The sequence below is a fragment of the Rhodanobacter ginsengiterrae genome (genome assembly GCF_050026815.1).
In the GTDB taxonomy this organism is placed as follows: Bacteria; Pseudomonadota; Gammaproteobacteria; order Xanthomonadales; family Rhodanobacteraceae; genus Rhodanobacter; species Rhodanobacter ginsengiterrae.
Window position 1 is genome coordinate 71,218 of the sequence record NZ_JALBWO010000043.1, and the last position, 20,009, is coordinate 91,226.

A 20,009-nucleotide genomic window follows, 5' to 3' on the forward strand; every position below is an offset into this window, starting at 1 on the left:
TGCTGCTCAGGGCTCGATTGTGGGCCTGAGCGATCTGAACACTTTCGATGCAAGTGTTCGTGCGGAGGATCCGGGGAAGCCGGGGACGGTGGAAGTTAAATACCGAACTCGGGTCGATAGAGCGGGCAGTTGCCTTAGATTTTGATCTTGATCTCCACCCCCTTGTGAGGCGGTGAGATGTGGACGACGGGCCCGCAGGGGCATCGGCATGGATGCCGATGCCTTTTCGCCAGGACAGGAGTCCTGTCGAAAAGCCCGGCCGCGGCTCACGAACTTGGCGGGCGAAGCCCGGCAAGCGCCGAGGAGGGTCGCCCTCTCTTGGTTACTTCTCTTGGCGACTCAAGAGAAGTAACGCGCCCTCCGCAGGAGGACGCAACGCCTTTTCCGACGACGCAATCGAGGTGAATCATGCCCCTGACCAGAGACTTCAAACAGACGCTCGTGGAGCGTGTGCAACGCGAGCCAGCGTTTGCGGCGGCGTTACTGGGCGAGGCCGCGGCGCTGTTCCTCAACGGCGATCCGGCGACGGCCCGCGTCATCCTGCGCGATCTGGCCAACGCCCCTACTCGTCCGTCCATGTAACACAAACGTGCTACATTCATCCAAAGCCGAGCCAGCCCCGGAGCGCCGCATGAGCACCACCACCATCCGCCTGCCCGACGACCTGAAAGCCCGCGTAGCCGAGGCAGCCGAACATGCCGGCACCACCGCGCACAATTTCATCCTGGAGGCGATCGCCGAAAAGGCTGATCAGGCCGAGCAGCGCGCCGCGTTCCACGCCTTGGCGGATCAGCGTTACGCGCAATTCCTGGAGTCCGGAAAGAGCATCCCGTGGGAGGAAGCGCGTGCCTACCTCAAGGATCGACTCGCCGGAAAAACCGTGAAGCGGCCAGTGGCTCGAAAGCTGGATCGATAAGGTGACGCGCGTCAGGCTGGCGCCCGAAGTCATCGGGGATCTCGAACGCATCGTGGAACATTTGCGTCGGCATGAAAGCGATGCCGCCGAGACCCGGGCAGATGAAATCATCAGCGCCTTCGACGTGCTCGCCGACAACCCGTTTATCGGCCGCCCCGCCGGTGACGACAAACGGGAATTGGTCATTGGCCATGGGACACGGGGATACATCGCGCTGTATCGATATCTGCCCTTGATCGATATGGCGTTGATACTGGCCATTCGTGCGCAACGCGAAGGGAGCTACGCACAAGCATGAACGAGACCGAAGCCGATACGCGCGCCAACCGCATCGACCCGGTGCTGCGCGATGCCGGCTGGGGCGTGGTCGAGGGCTCGATGGTGCATCGCGAGCTGATCTGCCCCGGCCGCATCACCGGCGGTGGCGGGCGGGTCAATCCGCTGTCGGCCGATTACGTGCTGACTTACCGCGACCGCAAGCTGGCGGTGATCGAGGCCAAGCGCGCCGGCCTTGGCCACACCGCGGGCGTGGGCCAGGCCAAGGATTACGCCACGCGGCTGCAGGCACGCTTTGCCTACGCCAGCAACGGCATCGGTTGGTATGGCATCGACATGCAGACCGGCAAGGAAGGCGATATCGCCTTGCCCTTTCCGACGCCCCAAGAGTTGTGGACACGCTGCTTCCCCGAAGGCAACGACTGGCGCGACCGTTTCGGCGCGGTGCCGTTCGAAACCGGCGGCGGCAAGTGGCAGCCGCGTTATTACCAGCACAACGCGATTACCGCGGTGCTGGAGGCCATCGCCAAGGGCGAGCAGCGCATTCTGCTGACGCTGGCGACCGGTACCGGCAAGACCTCGATCGCGTTCCAGATCGCGTGGAAGCTGTTCGAGTCGAGCTGGAACCTGAGTCGTGATCCGGTGCGTCGGCCGCGCATTCTGTTCCTGGCCGACCGCAATATCCTGGCCGATCAGGCCTACAACGCATTCAGCGCATTTGCGCCCGATGCGCTGTGCCGCATCAGCCCGGAGGAGATCCGCAAGCAGGGCAAGATCCCGAAGAACGCCAGCGTGTTCTTCACCATCTTCCAGACTTTCATGACTGGCACGGATAGCGCGGGCGAACCGCAGTTCACCTTCGAAGGCTACCCGGCGGATTTCTTCGACTTCATCGTGATCGACGAATGCCATCGCGGCGGCGCGAAGGACGAAAGCAGCTGGCGCGGCATCCTCGAATACTTTTCACCCGCCGTGCAGCTGGGCATGACCGCGACGCCCAAGCGCGACGCCAACACCGACACCTACCGCTATTTCGGCGACCCGGTGTACACCTATGCGTTGAAGGAAGGCATCGGCGACGGCTTCCTCACGCCGTTCAAGGTGCGCCAGATGGCCAGCACGCTCGATACCTACACCTACTCCGACGAGGACGAGGTAGTCGGCGGCGAGATTGACCCGGACCGGGAATACACGGAGGCCGACTTCAATACCAAACTGATCATTGATGCGCGCGAGGAAAGCCGTGTGCACGAGTTCATGGACCAGATCGACCAGCGCCAGAAGACCCTGGTGTTCTGCGCCACCCAGGATCATGCCGCGCGCGTGCGCAATGCCATCAACCAGATCAAGGACAACCCCGACCCGCATTACTGCGAGCGGGTGACCGCCGACGACGGCAAGCTCGGCGAACAGCATCTGCGCGAGTTCCAGGACAACGAGAAGACGCTGCCGACGATCCTGACCACTTCCAAAAAGCTGTCCACCGGCGTGGACGCGCGCAACGTGCGCAACATCGTGCTGCTGCGCCCGATCAAGTCGATGATCGAGTTCAAGCAGATCATCGGCCGCGGCACGCGTACCTTCGACGGCAAGGATTTCTTCACCATCTACGACTTCGTGAAGGGCTACGAGCACTTCAACGATCCGGAGTGGGACGGCGAGCCGTTGCCGCCGGACGAGCCGCGTCGCCCGAAAGGTGCCGCGGGCGCCGATGAAGTCCCGCCGCCGCCCCGCGAGGTTAGGGAAACCCCGGAGCCTACGCCCAAGATCATCGTCAGGCTGGCCGACGGCAAGGAGCGCTCGATTCGTTATCTCGCCGCCACGACCTACTGGCACGAGGGCCGGCAGATCACCGCACAGGAATTCATGCAGCAGTTGTTCGGCGACCTGGGCACCCTGGTTGCCTCCGAAGACGAGTTGCGTGCGGTGTGGAGCGATCCCGACCGGCGCGAGGCCTTCCAGCAACGGCTGAGGGATCTCGGCTACGACGCCGATCGGCTGGACGCCATGCGTCGCCTGATTGATGCATCCGACAGCGACATCTTTGACGTGCTGGCTTATGTCCGCTTTACGCTGGCGCCGTTGTCCCGCTCAGAACGCGCCGGTGCCGCGCGCACCACGGGGCTGATTGGCTACCAGCGCGAAATGCGGGCATTTCTCGACTATGTGCTCGATGCGTATGAAAAGCATGGCGTCGACGAGCTGGCTTCGCGCAAGATCGCCGATTTTCTGCGCATCCGATACGGCGGCACCAACGATGCCAAGCGCCTGCTGGGTCCGGTGCCGGCGATACGCGAAGCCTTCATCGCGATCCAGGCGCACCTCTATCACTAGTTGTCTTGATACGCCCAACCTCTGCAGAAACAGGGTTAGGCTGAGTTGGTTTCGCGCAGCTCTTCAGGGCAAGCCAAGCACGCTGCGCGCCCCGGCACGAAAGCGTCGACTGAGATCCAGCCTGGTGCCATCGTGCAACACGATCTCGGCCCCGCCCTTGAACAGCGGATGCACTTCGCGGATGCGCGCGAGGTTCACCAGTGTGCCGCGGTGGATGCGCAGGAAGCGCGCGGGGTCGAGCTGCGCCAGCACGTGGCGCAGGGTGTCGCGGTGCAGGTAACGCACCGGGCCGACGTGGATGTGCAGGTAGTTGCCGTCGGCGCGGATCCAGTCGATGTCGTCGACGGCAAGCACGCGGATGTGCTCGCCATGGCGCACGCTGAGGCGCTGCACGTAACTCCCGGCGGGGGCTGGCTCGCTCGCTGCGCCGGCCGCCGCGTGCAGGCCTTGCCAGTGCTGGTTCACGCGCACCATGGCCTGGTCGAAGCGGGCCTGATCGATCGGTTTCAGCACATAGTCCAGCGCCCTGGCGTCGAACGCGCGCAGCGCGTGTTCGGCGAAGGCGGTGGTGAACACCACCAGCGGCAGGCGGTCGGGGGCCAGTTCGTGCAGCAGTTCGAAGCCGTCCATGCCGGGCATCTGGATGTCCAGCAACAGCAGGTCCGGCTGCAGTGCGCGCACCGCCTGCATCGCCTCGGCGGCGTTGCCGCATTCGCCGACGATCTCCACTTCGGCGTGGCTGGCCAGTGCCTGGCGCAGCGCGAGGCGCGCCAGCACCTCGTCGTCGACCAGCACGGTGCGCAGGCGTGGCGTGTGGTTCATGCGACGTGCTCGGCGAAGGGCAGGCGCACTTCGGCACGGGTGCCGCCGCCGGGGATCGCGCTGAGTTCGAGCCCCGCCGCGTCGCCGAACAGCATGCGCAGGCGTGAACGGGTATTGCCCAGGCCGATGCCTTCGGGCGTGCCGGCGGGCGGCAGGCCGAGGCCGTCGTCGTCCACGCGCAAGTGCAATTGCGCGCCATCGCGCCGGGTGGAAACGCGCAGCATGCCGGCACCGGGTTTGTCCTGCAGGCCGTGGCGCAGCGCGTTTTCCACCAGCGGCTGCAGGATCAGATTGGGCACGGCGGCCGTGAGCGTGTCGTCGGCCACGTCGAGTCGGGTGCTCAAGCGATCCTGGAAACGCACCTGCTGGATGTCGAGATAGCAGGTGAGGAATTCCAGCTCCCGTGACAGCGGCACCTGCGGTGCGTGGCGTTCCTCCAGGGTGAGGCGCAGGAAGTCGCTCAAGCGCGCAATCATCAGCCGCGCCTGCAGCGGGTCGGCCAGCGCCAGCGCGGAGATCGCGTTGAGCGTGTTGAACAGGAAGTGCGGCTGCAGCTGCATGCGCAGCGCCTGCAGTTGCGCCTGCGCCAATTGTGATTCCAGCTGGGTGCGGCGCAGGCGTTCGTCGCGCAGGTGCCGCCGCGATGCCATCCCGCGCAGCACCGCCAGGATCACCCAGTAGGTCACCAGCCCCTGCTGGAACTTGTAGGCAAATTCCATGTGCACGAAGCCGCCGAACGACGTCACCGGCATCTGGCCCGGGCCGCTGACGGTCCAGAAGATCAGCAGCTGCAGCATCGTCTGCGCCAGCGCCACGCCGAGGCTGGCGGGCACGTGCAGAAGCAGGAAACGCGACCAGCTGAGGCCGGCGCTGCGTCGCCCCAGCCAGCCGATGCCCGCAGCCAACAGCATCCACCACCAGAAATCCGCGAGATTCCAGCTCAGCCCGCGCAGCCAGTTGGCGTCGCGTCCTTCGCTGAGCGAGGACAGCCCCGAGCTCAGCGCGTACGACAGCGCCAGCAGGGTCCAGAAACCGAACGCCAGCAGCCAGACCTGGCGGCGCGCGGGTTCGGCGCGCTCAGGCACATGATCGGCACGGGCGATGTTCATCGCTTTCATCCGCGCAGTGTGCCCGTAGCGGTACGGCGATGGATGTGCCGGAAGATACGCCGGCACGGGAAGCCCGGCGCGCGATCGCGGGAACATGCCGCTCAGTGCGGCGCGCGACGCGCGTCCAGCCAGGGTGCCAGCGACACCTGCCAGATGTGGTCGGCGCCGTTGTTCCACGTTGCCGCGGCATCCGGGTCCGACGACGGCAGGCGGCGGTCGCTGTAGAAGTACAGCGTGCGGTGATCGGCACCCAGCTGGGCACCCATGCTGTGCTTGCCGCCGTTCACCGTGTCGCCGAGGTCGCGCAGTGCGCTCCAGCCGGCGGGCGTGCGGAACGCGATGGCGAGCCGATACGGTTGCTGGCTGCCCGTGGGTTTCGTGCTGACGACGATGAACGAGCGATCGGGAGCGATCGCCGGATCGCGGATCTGCATGCCCGCATCGCCGAGCTTCATCGCGTAGGGCGGCTGGTAACTGCCGTCGCGGTAAACCGAGTGCAGCAGATGAAGCTGGACGTCCGACTTGCTGCAGCCGATGAAGTAGATGCTGCCGTCGGCCGCGACGCTGGGCGCGAACGTCGTCGAGCAGCTGTTGACGATGTCAGGCAGGCGCGTCGGCGCGCCCCAGCCGTTGCCTTGCCGGTTCACCCGCCACAGGTTCATGCCCTGGCCCGCGCCGCGTTGACCGGCGTGAACCGCGTCGATCGGTTCGCCGCCGGGTCGCGCCGGGCGGTTGGAGACGAACAGCAGGAACGAGCCGTCCGGTGCCATCGCCGGATCGAGATCGCGCCAGTGCCCGGAGAACGGCGCGGCCTTGGGCGTCGACCAGTGACCGCGATCACGGTGCGATTCCATCAGCGTGAAGCTGTCGGTGCCGCGCATGAAATACACCGTCGCGCCATCCGGGGTGAATGCCGCCGCGCCGTCGTCGGCGGTAGCGGCAATCTCTCCCGGCGCGAAGATCGTTGCGATCGCGCCGGCGGTCGTGGCCGCGTGGGCCGACGTTCCAACGGCGAGCAGAACGACCAGCGCAGTCGACAATTTCATGCAGCTTCTCCCTGGTGGCATGGCCCGCGCGTCGATCGAGGAGCGGCGCCATGGACGTGGACGATCCATGCAGGCTGGCACGGGCCGTCGCCTGCGTCGCCGCTGCTGTGACCACCGGCGCGGCGGCGATGACGAACGGTGCATCGGCCGATGCAGGCGGCTGGTCACCGTGTCCTCGAAGGCCGGCTGCACGGATGCTCGTCGCCGCGCTGCAGCCGGCTGTCGCCGCTGAACCGTCCCAGCCAACCGCTGGTCACCGCGTCGCGGGCGCTCATCACCGAAGCGGCGCGGTTGGCCGGCCGGCGAGGCACGCTCGTCCGGCGGCGATCCCGCCACGAACCAGGACTTAGCGCATGCGCAGCAAGCAACATTTCCTCCCGCTGGGCATGGCCTGCCTCGCCGTGCTGGTGTTGGGCGGCGAGGCAGTGATCGCGGCCACCTCGGCCGCGCGGGCCGCCGGCGTCGATGAATCCGCCCGCAGCGAGGCGGCGGTGATCGCGGTCGACCAGCACTGGCTGGAGGCTGAACTCGACGGCGACGCGGCGTGGCTCGACGACATGCTGCTGCCGGAATACCGCTCGGTCGGTGCCGATGGCGCGGTGCATCCGAAGTCGGCGATCGTGGCGCATGCGGCGAAGAATCGCGGCTCCGACACCGAGCGGCGCAAGGTCGAGGCGTGGCTCAAGGCGCATCCGTCGGGCAAGGCGGTGGTGATTCACGGCGACACCGCGATCCTGTCGTTCTACGACCCAGCCAAGGGGGCGGCCAGCGATGTGCGTTCGTCCGATATCTTCGTCTACGTCGACGGGCGCTGGCACGCGCTGTACTCGCAGCACAGCGGCACGCCAAAAAGCTGATCGATCGCCAGGGCGACCGCCGCGGCGGTCACCAGCTGATGCGCTGACCGTCGCGGAAGAAGCCGCCGCTGATCGGCTCGGGCAGGCAGGCGGCCCAGACGATGCCGGCCGCGCCGTCGGCCACCGGTCGGCCACCCGGGCCGCCCATGTCGGTGGCGACCCAGCCGGGGCACACCGCGTTGACCTGGATGCCGCTGCCTTCGAGCTCGCTGGCCAGCGCGCGGGTATAGGTGTTCAGCGCCGACTTGGAGACGCGGTAGGCCGGGCAGTTGTCGCTGGTGGTGGTGCTCGCACCGCAACCGCTGGAGACATTGACGATGCGGCCGTAGCGATGGCGTCGCATCAGCGGCAGCATCGCGCTGGAGAGACGCCAGCTGCCGAACAGATGGGTTTCCAGTGCATCGCGCACCGGTGCGATGTCGGTGCCGGACGGGTGCGCCGCAGGGTCGTAGAAAGCGCCCGCATTGTTGACCAGCACGTCGAGCCGGCCGTAAGTGATCTCGATCCAGCGCGCCAGCGCGTCGACCTGATCCTGGCGGGTCACGTCGAGCTGCACCGCGATCACCTCGCCGGGCGCACCGGCGAGCTTGCGCGCCGCATGCAGGCCCTTGTCGAAATCGCGTGCACCCAGCAGCACGGTCATGCCGCGCTCGCTGAGCTGGCGCGCCACCTCGAAACCGAGGCCGCGGTTCGCACCGCTGACCAGCGCCACGCGGTACACGGGCGCGGTCGCCGTCGCAGGCGCCGGCACGCGTCGGGCCGGCCGGCTCATGGCGCGGCGTCGGTCTTGGCCACCGCGCTGCAATGCTCGTCGCCGCAGGCCTGCCAGCCACCGCCGAGCGCCTTGTACAGCGCTACCGCGCGGGTGTTGATCGCCGCCTCGGCCTGGGCCAGGTCGTCTTCGGCGGCGAGCTGGGTGCGCTGCGCATCGAGCAGTTCGAGGAAGCTGGTGGCACCTTCCTGGTAGCGCACGCGGGCCAGGTCGGCGGCGCGCTTGCTCTGCGCGCCTTGTTCGATCAGGTGATCGACGCGCACGCGCTGCTGGTTGAAGCCGGTGACCGCGTTGTCGATGTCCTCGATCGCCAGCAGCACGGACTGCTGGTAGTTCGCCTGCGCCGCATCGGCGCGTGCCTCGCTGGCATGCAGGTTGGCGCGCACGCGCTGCACGTTGAGGCCAGGCCAGCTGATGCTTGGCGCCAGCGACCACGCGCGCGTCGCCGGGCTGCCGAAGTCGTTGCTGCGACCGGACAGGAAACCGAGGAAGCCGCCCAGCGTGATGTGCGGGAAGAAATCCGCCTTCGCCACGCCGATGCGCGCGGTGGCGGCGGCGTATTCGCGTTCGGCCATCCGGACGTCCGGACGGCGCGACAGCACGTCGCCGGCGTCGCCGATCGGCAGACTCACGGCGATCGGCGTGAAGCTCTTCGGCGAGACGTCGATGTCGAGCTCGCCCGGCCGTTCGCCGAGCAGCACGGCGAGGCGGAATTCGCTGGCACTGGCCTGGCTCTGCAGCAGCGGCAGTTGCGCCTGCACCGCACTCAGGCGGGCCCTCGCGCTGGCCACGTCCTGCTCGGAACCGGAACCGAGTTGCTGGCGCACCTCGGTCAGGTGCACGGTCTGCTGCTCGCTGTCGATGTCGCGCCGGGCGATGTCCAGCCGCAGCTGGCTGCCGCGCAATTCGAAATAGTTGCGTGCGACTTCGGCCAGCAGGCTGACTTGCGCGTTGTGCAGCGCGGCCTCGCTGGCGCCGAGATCGGCGCTGGACGCCTCGACCGAACGGCGCACGCCGCCGAACAGGTCCAGCTCCCATGATGCGTCGAAGCCGGCCTGGTACGTCGTCACCGTCTGTCGCTGCGTACCGAAGCCCGGCTGCTGGCCGCGGCTGCGCGTGTAGTTCACGTTGGCGTCGATCGTCGGCAGCTGCTCGGACTTGGCGCCGCTGAGCAGCGCGCGCGATTCGTGCAGGCGCGCCACCGCGATGCGCAGGTCCAGGTTGTTCGCCGCGGCGCGCTGGATCAACGCATCCAGCACCGGATCGTTGAACTGCTTCCACCACGCCGCCTGGAACTGCGCGTTGTTTTCCTGCGCCGCATCGAGGCCTTGCAACTGCGGTGCGGCAGGTTTCACTTCGTGGTAGTTCGGGCCGACGCTGGCACAGCCGGCGAGGGCCAGGGCCGCGGCGAGCGCGGCTAGCTTGAACATGCTTTTCATCAGTGGTTCTCCAGCGCCGGCAGCGCATGCGCGGCGGCACGTTCGGCCGCGCGCGCCTCGCGGCGTTCGACCAGGGCGCGAATCAAGACGTAGAACAGCGGGGTGTAGATCAGCCCGAAGATGGTCACGCCGAGCATGCCGGAGAACACCGCCACGCCCATCGCATGGCGCATCTCGGCGCCGGCGCCGTGCGAGGTGACCAGCGGCACCACGCCCATGATGAAGGCGAACGAGGTCATCAGGATCGGGCGCAGTCGCAGTTTCGCCGCCTCCAGCACCGCCTCGTGGCGGCTCATGCCTTCATGCTGGCGTTCGCGGGCGAACTCGACGATCAGGATCGCGTTCTTGCACGCCAGTCCGACCAGCACGATCAATCCGATCTGGGTGAAGATGTTGTTGTCGCCACCGCTGAGCCACACGCCGGCGATCGCGGACAGCAGCACCATCGGCACGATCAGGATCACCGCCAGCGGCAGCGACCAGCTTTCGTACAGCGACGACAGCACCAGGAACACCAGCAACACGCACAGCGGGAATACCAGGATCGCGGTATTGCCGGCGAGGATCTGCTGGTAGGTCAGTTCGGTCCACTCGAAGCTGATGCCGTTGGGCAGGTTGTCCTTCGCCAGCTTCTCCATCGCCGCCTGCGCCTGGCCGGAACTGAAGCCGGGCGCCGGGCCGCCGTTGATCTCGGCGGTCGGATAACCGTTGTAGTGCTGCACGCGATCCGGGCCGGCACCCTGCTGCACGGTGACGAACGAACCCAGCGGCACCATCTGGCCCTGCGCGTTGCGCGTCTTCAGCGCGAGGATGTCCTGCGGCGTATGGCGGAACGCCGGATCGGCGGACACGTTCACCTGGTAGGTACGGCCGAAGCGGTTGAAGTCGTTGACGTAGAGCGAGCCCATGTACGCCTGCATGGTCTGGTAGACATCACCAAGATTCACGCCCTCGGCCTTGGCCTTCTCGCGATCCACGTCGGCATCCACCTGTGGCACGCTGACCTGGAAGCTGGAGAACAGCCCGGCGAGTGCCGGATCCTTCCGGCTGGCGGCGATCAGGTTCTGCGTCTGCTTGTACAGCTCGTCGAAACCGCGGTCGCTGCGATCCTCCAGCTGCAGGCGGAAGCCGCCGATCGTGCCCAGGCCCATCACCGGCGGCGGCGGGAATACCGCGATGTACGCGTCCTGGATCGCCGCGAATTTCTGGTTCAGCGCACCGGCAATCGCGCCGGCCGACAGCTCCGCGCCGCGGCGTTCCTCGAACGGCTTCAGCGTGACGAACACGATGCCGGAGTTGGTCGAGTTGGTGAAACCATTGATCGACAGGCCGGGGAACGCGACGGCATGTTCGACGCCCGGCTGCTTCAGCGCGATCGCGCCCATGCGCTGGATCACGTCTTCGGAACGGTCGAGCGAGGCGGCGTCGGGCAGCTGCGCGAAGGCCACCAGGTACTGCTTGTCCTGCCCCGGCACGAAACCGGTCGGCACGTGCGAGAAGCCGAACCAGGTCAGCGCGATCAGGCCGGCATACACCACCAGCGCCAGCTTGCCCTTGCCGACGATGCGCTTGACGCCGCCGACGTAGCGCTCCGAGCCACGATGGAACATCCGGTTGAACGGACGGAACAGCCAGCCGAACGCGCGGTCGATGCCGCGGGTGAGGCGATCCTTCGGCGCATCGTGGCCCCTCAGCAGCACGGCGGCCAGCGCCGGGCTCAGGGTCAGCGAATTGAACGCGGAGATCACCGTGGAGATCGCGATGGTCAGTGCGAACTGGCGATAGAACTGGCCGGTGAGGCCGCTGACGAAGGCGGTCGGGATGAACACCGCGCACAGCACCAGCGCGGTGGCCACGATCGGGCCGGTGACTTCGCGCATCGCCAGGCGGGTGGCGTCGCGCGGCGACTGGCCGAGCTCGATGTGCCGCTCGACATTCTCCACCACCACGATCGCGTCATCGACCACGATGCCGATCGCCAGCACCAGTCCGAACAGACTCAAGGCGTTGAGCGAGAAGCCGGCCAGGTACATCACCGCGAACGTGCCGATCAGCGACACCGGCACCGCCACCAGCGGGATGATCGAGGCACGCCAGGTCTGCAGGAACAGGATCACCACCAGCACCACCAGCAGGATCGCTTCCAGCAGCGTGTGCGCCACCGCCTCGATCGAACCGCGCACGAACACGGTGGGGTCGTACACGATCGAATAGTCGACGCCCTGCGGGAACTCCTTCTTCAGCTGCGCCATGGTGCTGCGCACTTCGTCGGAGATCTGGATCGCGTTGGAGCCGGGCCGCGCGAAGATCGGCAGCGCCACCGCCGGCTTGTTGTCGAGCAGGCTGCGCAGCGCGTAGTTGTTCGAGCCGAGGTCGACCTTGGCGACATCACTCAGATGCGTCACGCCGCCGGTGGCGTCGGTGCGCACGATGATGTTGCGGAAGTCGTCCTCGCTGATCAGTCGTCCGCGCGTGTTGATGTTGAGCTGGAACGCATTGTTGCTCGGGCCGGGCGGTGCGTTCAGCGCACCGGCGGCGACCTGCACGTTCTGCTCGCGGATCGCGTTGATCACGTCACCGGTGGTGAGCGAGCGCTGCGCCAGTTTCTGCGGGTCCAGCCACACGCGCATCGAGTATTCGCCGGCGCCGAAGATCTGCACGTCGCCGACGCCGTCGAGCCGGCCCAGCACATCCTTGACGTGCAGGCGCGCGTAGTTCGACAGGTACAGCATGTCGTAGCGCTGATCGGGCGAGGTGAGATGCACCACCATGGTCAGGTCGGGCGAGCTCTTCTGCGTGGTCACGCCCAGCCGCTGCACTTCCTCGGGAAGTTTCGGCAGCGCCTGCGCCACGCGGTTCTGCACGTCGACCTGGGCAGTGTTGAGATCGGTGCCCAGCGCGAACGTCACGGTCAGGGTCAGCGCGCCGTCACTGGTCGCTTGCGACGAGGTGTACAGCATGCCCTCGACGCCGTTGATCTGTTCTTCCAGCGGCGTGGCGACGGTTTCGCCGATGACCTTGGGGTTGGCGCCGGGGTAGGCCGCGCGCACCACCACGGTGGGCGGCACCACTTCGGGGTATTCGCTGATCGGCAGCTTGAACACCGCGATGCTGCCGGTGATCACGAACAGCAGCGACAGCACGGCGGCCATGATCGGCCGGTCGACGAAAAATTGGGCGATGTTTTTCATGCAATGCATCCTCGACGAGGCGCGCTTCGCGGCCTCGGTCTTTCTGTTGCTCCTCCCCCTGCTTGCAGGGGGAGGTCGGGAGGGGGTAACGCTCTTGCTCTTGGCTTCCTGGCTCGCTGGAGGGCTTCACCCCTCCCCAGCCTTCCCCTGCTGCAAGTCCCGCCAGGGGACTTGCGGCAGGGGAGGGAGCACATCAGCCCTGCGGAATTGCCGGGTTCGGCGACTTGTTCTGCGCCGTGCGCGAGTCGCCACCCGACGCATCGCCGCGCTCGACCAGCGCCTTGTCCGCGGCGTCGAGGCGATAGCTCATCGCCACCTTCTGCGGGTTCACCTCGACGCCGGGCCGCACGCGCTGCAAGCCGTTCACCACCACCACGTCATTGGCGGTCAACCCGCTGTCGACCACGCGCAGGCCATGCACCAGCGCGCCGGTGTCGACCTTGCGGTATTGCACCTTGTTGTCCTTGTCGACCACGTAGACGAACTGGTTGCCGAGGTCGGTGCCGATCGCGCGGTCGTCCACCAGCACGCGCGGGCGGGCCTGACCGCTCTGCAGCTGCACGCGGGCGTACAGCCCCGGTGTGTACAGCCCATCGGCGTTGTCGAACACCGCGCGCAGGCGCATCGTGCCGGAGCCGGTGTGCAGCTGGTTGTCGACGAAGTCGAGGCGACCCTGATGCGGATGGCCGGTTTCGTCGGCCAGTCCCATCGCGGCCTCGATCCGGGCATTGCGACCGGCCTTCGCCGCACCGCTGCGCAGATGGTCGAGCTTCAGCCAGGTCTGCTCATCCACGTCGAAATAGACGTAGACCGGATTGACCGAGACCACGCTGGTCAGCACGTCGCTGCTGGTCACCAGGTTGCCGGGGGTGACCCGGGCATTGCTGACGCGGCCGTCGATCGGCGAGCGCACCCGGGTGAAATCCAGGTTCAGTCGTGCGGCGGCCAGTGCGGCGGTGGCGGCGGCCAGCTGGGCGCGCGCGCTCTGTTCGGTGGTGCCCTGGCGATCGGCTTCCTGCTGCGCGATCGCATGCTGGGCCAGCAGCATCGCGGCACGGCGCTGGTTGGTCTCGGCCAGGCTCAGCTCCGCCTTGGCCTGCGCCTGGTTGGCGGCGAGCCGGTCGACCTCGGCCTGATATGGGCGCGGATCGAGCTGGAACAGCACGTCGCCCTTGTGTACCAGCGCGCCTTCCTGGAAATGTACCGAATCGACGAAACCGCCGACCCGCGGCTGTACCTGCACCGTGTCGACCGCCTGCAGCCGGCCGGTGAATTCGGCGCTGTCGCTGACCTGGCGGCTCAGTGCCTGGGCCACGGTGACTTCGGGCGGCGCGCCACCGGCGGGGGTCTGTGCCTGGCTGTTGCCGCCGTGCAGCAGCACCCAGCTGCCCAGCACACCGGCAGCGATCAAAGGGGCCAGCATCCATTGTTTTTTCATCTCGCGCTCCCAGAACCTTGGTGGCCGGACGCAAGTCGTCCGGCGAAGGGTCGAGAGAATAGGTGTACTTCGCGGTATAGAAAATCCGTTTCTTGCGCACTACACTCGTGAGCCGCAGTCACGAATCGTCGAGGAATTGAAACAATGGAAGACTTTTCCGCAATTTCGACCTTCGTCCGCGTGGTCGAGGCCAAGAGTTTCGCGGCGGCGGCGGCCCAGCTCGGCATGACCCCGTCCGGCGTGAGCCGGGCGGTGGCGCGGCTGGAAACCCAGCTGGGTGCGCGCCTGCTGTTTCGTTCCACCCGCTCGCTGCGGCTGACCGACGTGGGTGCCTCGTTCCATGCACGCTGCAGGGAAATCCTGGCCGATCTGGCCGAGGCCACCGAGGCGCTGAACTTCGCCAACAGCAAGCCGACCGGCAAGTTGCGCGTGGGCATCTCGCTGTCGGTGGGCCGTGCCGCGGTGATCCCGCGGCTGACCGAATTCGAGCAGCGCTACCCGGACATCCGGCTGGAACTGTCGATGAGCGACCTGCCGATGGACCTCAACGGCGAGGGCCTCGATTGCGCCATCCGCGTCGGCCAGCTGGAGGATTCCAGCCTGATCGCGCGCAAGATCGGCTACCTCAGCAACGTGGTGTGCGCCTCGCCGGAGTACCTGCGCAAGTACGGCGCACCGCGCAGCATCGAGGACCTGAAAGACCATCGCTGCATCAACTACGTCTACCCGAACGGCCGTCCGCGCCAGTGGCAATTCGACACGCCGCGCGGGCAGGTGAGCCTGGACATCGACGCGCACATGCTGATCAACGACGGCGAGTCGGTGCTGCAGGCGGTGGCGGCCGGACTGGGCATCACCCAGGTGCCGCGCATGCTGGCCGCGTGCCTGCTGGACAAGGGCATGCTGGAACTGGTGATGACCGACACCACCTCGACCGGCAAGCCGGTGTGGATCGTCTACCCGCAGAAGAAGCACCTGTCGGCGCGGGTGCAGGCCTTCATCGAATGGGTGCGCGAGCTGTTCGAACGGACCAACCAGCCCGGCCAGTGCGCGGTCGGCACGCCCGGGCTGCCCAGGCCGGTGCGCGAGAAAAGCCTGGCCGCCGTGGCCTGACCGTCGCTTCGGCGTCGGCCACGGCGAAACCACGGCAACGGCCCGTGCGCCGGACCGCGTGCGGCAAGTGAGCAGCCGCAAGCCTTCGCGGCCGGCGTGCGGGGCACTTCATGATTCTTCAGACGCATTTCCGGCACTTCATCCGCCGCTCTGGCCTCATGCGCCAGCGGTCGATCGACCGTATTGCCAGGAATTGCCATGAAACGTCTGCTCGCCACACTGCTGCTCGCCACCACCACCGTCCACGCCGCCGACCTGGCCCGACTGACCCCGGTCGAGGCGAAGATCGCCGACAAGACCTACAAGGACATCACCAGCATCATGGTGGTCCAGGACGGCAAGACCGTCTACGAACACTATTTCAACGGCAGCACCGCCGACACCCTCAACGACGTGCGCTCGGCCAGCAAGAGCATCACCGCCCTGCTGGTGGGCGCCGCGATCGATCGCCATCTGATCAGCGGGGTGAATGCGCCGGTCTACGCCTTCTTCCCAGGCCACCAGCCGGCGGACCCGCGTCTGAAGAAAACCACGCTGGAGGACCTGCTGACGATGAGCTCGCTGTGGGAGTGCGACGACGAGAACCCGTTCTCCAGCGGCAACGAAGAGCGCATGTACGTCACCGAGCGCTGGCTGGACTTCGCACTGGCGCTGCCGGTGAAGGGCTTCGCGCCGTGGATGGAGAAACCCGCGGACAGCCCGTTCGGACGCTCGTTTTCCTACTGCACCGCCGGTGCCTTCGTGGCCGGCGCCGCGGTGGAGCGCGCCGCCCGGCAGCCGCTCGCGCAGTTCGCGGGGCAGGTGCTGGAACAGCCGCTGGGCATCACCGCGGTGAAATGGAACACCTCGCCGGAAGGCATCGGCATGGGCGGCGGCGGCACGCGCTACCGCACGCGTGACCTGGCGAAGATCGGCCAGCTGGTGCTCGATGGTGGCCGCTGGAACGGCAGGCAGGTGATCTCGGCCAACTACATCAAGGCGATGACGACGCCGCACGCGCAGCCGCGCGAGGACGCGGAATACGGCTATCTGTGGTGGCACTTCCACTTCACCGTCGACGGCAAGGATGTGGCGGCGTGGTCGATGTCCGGCAACGGCGGCAACTACGTGCTGCTGGTGCCCGAACGTCACCTGGTGGCGGTGGTCACCAGCAAGGCCTATAACCAGCGCTATGCGCACCCGCAGTCGCGCGAGATCATCAGCGACTACATCCTCAAGGCGACCACGCCCTAGTGCGTGGCTGGCGGCAGGTCGGCGGGCTTCCAGTCGGCCGCCAGCACCTGCTGCCGCTGCCGGGCCACGTCATCGCTGATGCGAGCCAGCTGGCGGGCGAACTCCGGGTCGCCCGCCAGCGCCACGAACAGTGGCGACACCTGCAGGTAGGCGCGGTCGCGATAGCCCGCGTCGATGGCGCGGCCGATCGCCGCCACGGCGGCGTTCCGGTTGCCGCGTGCCAGCTCCAGCATCGCCACCTCCAGCATGCTGCTCGGCCACGGCTGGGCTTGCTGCATGTCGGTGGTCAGCGCGGTGATGCGCTGATCGATCCAGCCGCGCGCCACGCCGCTTTCCCCATACAGCGCCAGCAAGGTCTGCGGCAGCGTGGCCTCCGGCCGAAGTGCCACCGCCTGGCGGAACGCCGCGGCGGCGCCGGCACGATCGCCGCCTTGCAGGGCAAGCTCGCCCTGCATCAGCAGCAGGTCCAGATGCGGCGTATGCCGCGCCAATGCGGTGGCCAGCGCCACGCGCGCATCGCCAAAGCGTCCCTGCGTGTACAGCGAGCGGGGCCAGGCGATATTGCTGAAGACGTTGTCCGGATCCAGCTGGAAGATCTTCGCGAAGCGCGCGTCCGCGGCGGCGCTGAAGCCGAGCAGTTCGAGTTCGCGCGCCACCTGCGTGTCGCGAAAGCGCACCCGCGGAGCATCGGCCGGCACCTGCAGATTCATGCGCAAGGCGTCGGCCAGCCGGCCTTTCTCCTGATAGAGATAGGCCACCGACGCGCGGGTGGCATGGTCCGCCGGATTCAGCGCGATGGCGTGGTCATAGCTGGCGATCGCATCGTCGATGCGGCCGGCGCAATCCTGCGCGTAAGCCAGCGACGCCCAGGCAGCGGCGTTGTGCGGGTCGCGCGCCAGCACGCGGCGCGCCATCGCATGGCCCTGCTCGATGTCGGCACGGCTGCCATTGAACAGGCACGCCCGCGCGCTGGATGCACGACTGAGGCCGAGCATGGCGTCGGTGTCGTCGGGATTGGCCTGCAGGGCCTGTTGGTAGAGCGACAGCGCGCGTTCGTTGTTCTCGGCCTGGCCGATGGCCGCGTAGTAGGCGGCGCGGCGCACCAGCGGACTGCGCAGGTCAGGCGCCCCCGACCGCGACGAGGCGAGCCAGAAGCCGGCGCCGGCAAGCACCAGCATGAGCGCGCCACCGGCGGCAAGCCAGCGTCGGCGCGGCTTGCGACCCTCGCCTGCGGGCTCCGGCGCACTGCACAGTTGATAGCCCTTGCCGCGCACCGAGCGGATGTAGCGCGGTTGCCGGCTGTCGTCGCCGAGCGCCTGCCGCAGCAGCTTCACGCGTTGGGTTACGGTTTCCTCGTTGACCACGGCGGGCGCCCAGACCTCGGTCATCAGCGTGTCGATGTCGACCACCGCATCGCCGCTGGCAAGCAGGCAGGCAAGCAGGCGGAAATTGAGGCCGCTGACGTTCAGCGCGACACCGTCGCGCGTGACCCGCTGGCTGGCCGTGTCGACGATCAGGTCGAGCAAGCGCAGCCTGGTCACGCTGGGTCAGGCTCCCGCCGGGATGAACAACAACAAGGCGACGCCGAATGCGATGCGGTACAGCGCGAACGGCGTGAAGGTGTGGCTGCGGATGTAGCCGAGCAGCCATTTCACCGCGACGAAGGCAACGATCGCCGAGACCACGAAGCCGACCAGCAACGCGGTCCAGTCCTCGTGCGCGGCGCCGCCGTTCTTCAGCACCTTCAGCAGCTCGTAGCCGGTGGCGGCGTACATCGTCGGAATGCCGACCAGGAAGGCGAACTCGGTGGCGGCGGCGCGGTTGCTGGTACCGAACAGCATCGCGGCGAAAATGGTGGCGGCCGAGCGCGAGGTGCCGGGGAAGATGCCGGCGACCATCTGCGCAATGCCGACCAGGATTGCCACCTTCCAGGTCACCTCGCGGCGATCGGGCTGGCGCGCGGCCATCTGTTCGGCGCCGATCATCCACAGGCCGCCGATCACCAGCGCCCACGCGATCGGCGTCACCGTCTCGGGCAGCTTGAAGTTCATCTTCACCGCGATGAAGCCGAGCACCGCGGTGATCAGGAATGCCACCAGCAGTTTCAGCAGGTAGTCGCGGTTGGCCGGGTCGCGCCACTGCGTCAGCAATTGCCAGATGCGCTGCCAGTAGATCAGCGTCACCGCGAGGATCGCACCGGCCTGGATGCCGATGTTGAACAGGTCCGAACGCGCGCCCAGGCCGAGCTTCTCGGCGATCAGCAGGTGGCCGGTCGAGGAGATCGGCAGGAATTCGGTGATGCCTTCGATGATGCCGAGCAGGATGACGTGGAGCAGGTCGATCACGGGCAAGTCCGTTGTGTGGATGAGATGTTGCCGGCCTGCCGTTGGCCGGTGCCGGGCGCCATAGCTTACGGGTTTTGCCGGCGCCCTGGCGTGGCCATGCCCGGCTTCGGCATCGGACGCGGCGCGCACCGGAACAGTGCAAGCGTGTCGGGCGGGCGCGTGCTGCTGGTGCGAATGCCCTGCTCGGGCAAGCCTCGCGATGGCCGCGATCGGGCTGCAGCAACGCCCGCGCCCGCTGGCACGCCGCTTGCTGAAGTGGCTTGAGGGGGGTCGCTAAGCGGCGCCTCACGAAAAGGCTGATGGACGTCTGGACGTCCATCAGCCTCACCCACCGCAACCAGGGGAACGGGCTCATGAAGCGAAGCTGGATGGCAGTACGGGCTCTATCAGCGTTGGGCATGGCATCCATCGTGTTGCCGGCACGGGCGGCCGAGGCGCCGGCCAGCAGCTGGGTAGGCAATGCCGGCGTGGTCAGCGACTACCTGTTCCGCGGCATCTCGCAGACCAATCGCAAGCCCGCCGTGCAGGCGGGGCTCGAATTCGACCACGCCAGCGGCTGGTATCTCGGCGGCTGGGGCAGCAATGTCAGCTGGCTGTCCGACGCCTCAAGCCCGGCGGCGCCGATTTCCAGCAGCGTGGAGCTCGATCTCTACGGCGGCTATCGCGGCAGCCTCGGCGGCGACTGGAGCTACGACGCCGGCATCTACCGCTACCAGTATCCCGGCAGCTATCCGGCGGACTTCACCCTGCCAAACACCACCGAGGTCTACGCCGCGCTGGCCTGGAAAGGTGTCTCGCTGAAGTACTCCTGGGCGCTCACCAATCTGTTCGGCTATGCCGCCAGCAAGCACAGCGACTACCTCGACCTGTCCTGGAACCGCGAATTTGCCCCCGGCTGGCTGCTGAACGCGCATGCCGGTCGCCAGCGGGTGCAGAACACCTCGGCCGCTTCGTACACCGACTGGAAGCTGGGGGTGACGCGCAACTTCAGCGGCGGCTGGTCGGCGGCGCTGGGCTGGTACGACACCAACGCGCGTCGCGCGACCTATACCAATGCTGCCGGCCACTACCTGGCGCGGGCCACCGCCGTGCTGACGCTGGCCAAGTCGTTCTGAACA

The 20,009-nt window shown here is 67.2% G+C and carries 17 protein-coding genes; 8 read left to right on the forward strand and 9 right to left on the reverse strand.

All coding sequences use genetic code 11. The features are described 5' to 3' along the window. The first annotated feature begins 408 nt into the window (after positions 1–408). From ACQGNJ_RS03150 to hsdR, 4 genes are read left to right on the forward strand one after another with little or no spacing between them, the layout of a single operon-like run. Complete coding sequence (locus ACQGNJ_RS03150) at positions 409–582, forward strand: hypothetical protein (RefSeq protein WP_426687778.1); 174 nt, start codon at positions 409–411, stop codon at positions 580–582. A 49-nt stretch (positions 583–631) separates the two neighbouring features. Next, on the forward strand, positions 632–916 hold the full coding sequence (locus ACQGNJ_RS03155; protein ID WP_426687779.1) for a type II toxin -antitoxin system TacA 1-like antitoxin: 285 nt from the start codon (positions 632–634) through the stop codon (positions 914–916). Between the two features lies 1 nt (position 917). Further along, on the forward strand, positions 918–1,214 hold the full coding sequence (locus ACQGNJ_RS03160) for a type II toxin-antitoxin system RelE/ParE family toxin (RefSeq protein ID WP_426687780.1): 297 nt from the start codon (positions 918–920) through the stop codon (positions 1,212–1,214). Next, on the forward strand, positions 1,211–3,526 hold the full coding sequence (hsdR, locus tag ACQGNJ_RS03165) for an EcoAI/FtnUII family type I restriction enzme subunit R (protein ID WP_426687781.1): 2,316 nt from the start codon (positions 1,211–1,213) through the stop codon (positions 3,524–3,526). The genes ACQGNJ_RS03160 and hsdR overlap by 4 nt, the downstream gene beginning before the upstream one ends. Positions 3,527–3,589: 63 nt before the next feature. On the opposite strand, the gene ACQGNJ_RS03170 is transcribed toward hsdR, so the two are convergent. The 3 genes from ACQGNJ_RS03170 to ACQGNJ_RS03180 all read right to left on the reverse strand — a co-directional run bounded on the left by ACQGNJ_RS03170 (position 3,590) and on the right by ACQGNJ_RS03180 (position 6,503). Beyond that, positions 3,590–4,348, reverse strand: a complete 759-nt coding sequence (locus tag ACQGNJ_RS03170; RefSeq protein ID WP_426687782.1) for a LytR/AlgR family response regulator transcription factor — start codon at positions 4,346–4,348, stop codon at positions 3,590–3,592. Continuing rightward, on the reverse strand, positions 4,345–5,457 hold the full coding sequence (locus ACQGNJ_RS03175; RefSeq protein WP_426687783.1) for a sensor histidine kinase: 1,113 nt from the start codon (positions 5,455–5,457) through the stop codon (positions 4,345–4,347). The genes ACQGNJ_RS03170 and ACQGNJ_RS03175 overlap by 4 nt, the downstream gene beginning before the upstream one ends. A gap of 101 nt (positions 5,458–5,558) precedes the next feature. After that, positions 5,559–6,503, reverse strand: a complete 945-nt coding sequence (locus ACQGNJ_RS03180) for a TolB family protein (protein WP_426687784.1) — start codon at positions 6,501–6,503, stop codon at positions 5,559–5,561. 353 nt (positions 6,504–6,856) lie between these two features. Between ACQGNJ_RS03180 and ACQGNJ_RS03185 the strand changes: the two genes are divergently transcribed. Beyond that, positions 6,857–7,360 carry a nuclear transport factor 2 family protein gene (locus tag ACQGNJ_RS03185; protein ID WP_426687785.1) on the forward strand — a complete coding sequence of 168 codons (504 nt, stop codon included), beginning with the start codon at positions 6,857–6,859 and terminating at the stop codon, positions 7,358–7,360. A gap of 28 nt (positions 7,361–7,388) precedes the next feature. Here the strand turns inward: ACQGNJ_RS03185 and ACQGNJ_RS03190 are convergent, their stop codons facing one another. The 4 genes from ACQGNJ_RS03190 to ACQGNJ_RS03205 all read right to left on the reverse strand — a co-directional run bounded on the left by ACQGNJ_RS03190 (position 7,389) and on the right by ACQGNJ_RS03205 (position 14,200). Then, positions 7,389–8,132 (reverse strand): SDR family NAD(P)-dependent oxidoreductase, encoded by a 744-nt coding sequence (locus ACQGNJ_RS03190; RefSeq protein ID WP_426687786.1) that lies wholly within the window; start codon positions 8,130–8,132, stop codon positions 7,389–7,391. After that, entirely contained in the window at positions 8,129–9,571 is a 1,443-nt protein-coding gene (locus ACQGNJ_RS03195; RefSeq protein ID WP_426687787.1) for an efflux transporter outer membrane subunit, read from the reverse strand. Before ACQGNJ_RS03195 ends, ACQGNJ_RS03190 begins: the two co-directional genes overlap by 4 nt. Next, positions 9,571–12,762, reverse strand: a complete 3,192-nt coding sequence (locus ACQGNJ_RS03200; protein WP_426687788.1) for an efflux RND transporter permease subunit — start codon at positions 12,760–12,762, stop codon at positions 9,571–9,573. Before ACQGNJ_RS03200 ends, ACQGNJ_RS03195 begins: the two co-directional genes overlap by 1 nt. 193 nt (positions 12,763–12,955) lie before the next feature. Then, positions 12,956–14,200 (reverse strand): efflux RND transporter periplasmic adaptor subunit, encoded by a 1,245-nt coding sequence (locus ACQGNJ_RS03205; protein WP_426687789.1) that lies wholly within the window; start codon positions 14,198–14,200, stop codon positions 12,956–12,958. Between the two features lie 144 nt (positions 14,201–14,344). On the opposite strand from ACQGNJ_RS03205, the gene ACQGNJ_RS03210 reads away from it, so the two are divergent. Further along, the gene (locus ACQGNJ_RS03210; RefSeq protein WP_426687790.1) at positions 14,345–15,313 is read left to right on the forward strand and encodes a LysR family transcriptional regulator; all 969 of its coding nucleotides are present in this window, start codon (positions 14,345–14,347) and stop codon (positions 15,311–15,313) included. 198 nt (positions 15,314–15,511) lie between these two features. Further along, positions 15,512–16,546 carry a serine hydrolase domain-containing protein gene (locus ACQGNJ_RS03215; protein ID WP_426687791.1) on the forward strand — a complete coding sequence of 345 codons (1,035 nt, stop codon included), beginning with the start codon at positions 15,512–15,514 and terminating at the stop codon, positions 16,544–16,546. Here the strand turns inward: ACQGNJ_RS03215 and ACQGNJ_RS03220 are convergent. Both ACQGNJ_RS03220 and ACQGNJ_RS03225 read right to left on the reverse strand, forming a co-directional pair. Continuing rightward, on the reverse strand, positions 16,543–18,087 hold the full coding sequence (locus ACQGNJ_RS03220; RefSeq protein ID WP_426687792.1) for a tetratricopeptide repeat protein: 1,545 nt from the start codon (positions 18,085–18,087) through the stop codon (positions 16,543–16,545). The two genes, ACQGNJ_RS03215 and ACQGNJ_RS03220, sit on opposite strands and share 4 nt — an antisense overlap. A 6-nt stretch (positions 18,088–18,093) precedes the next feature. Further along, positions 18,094–18,891 (reverse strand): undecaprenyl-diphosphate phosphatase, encoded by a 798-nt coding sequence (locus tag ACQGNJ_RS03225; RefSeq protein ID WP_426687793.1) that lies wholly within the window; start codon positions 18,889–18,891, stop codon positions 18,094–18,096. A gap of 368 nt (positions 18,892–19,259) precedes the next feature. On the opposite strand from ACQGNJ_RS03225, the gene ACQGNJ_RS03230 reads away from it, so the two are divergent. Then, positions 19,260–20,006: a TorF family putative porin gene (locus tag ACQGNJ_RS03230; RefSeq protein WP_426687806.1), complete on the forward strand. Its 747-nt coding sequence runs from the start codon at positions 19,260–19,262 to the stop codon at positions 20,004–20,006. Positions 20,007–20,009 lie beyond the last annotated feature (3 nt).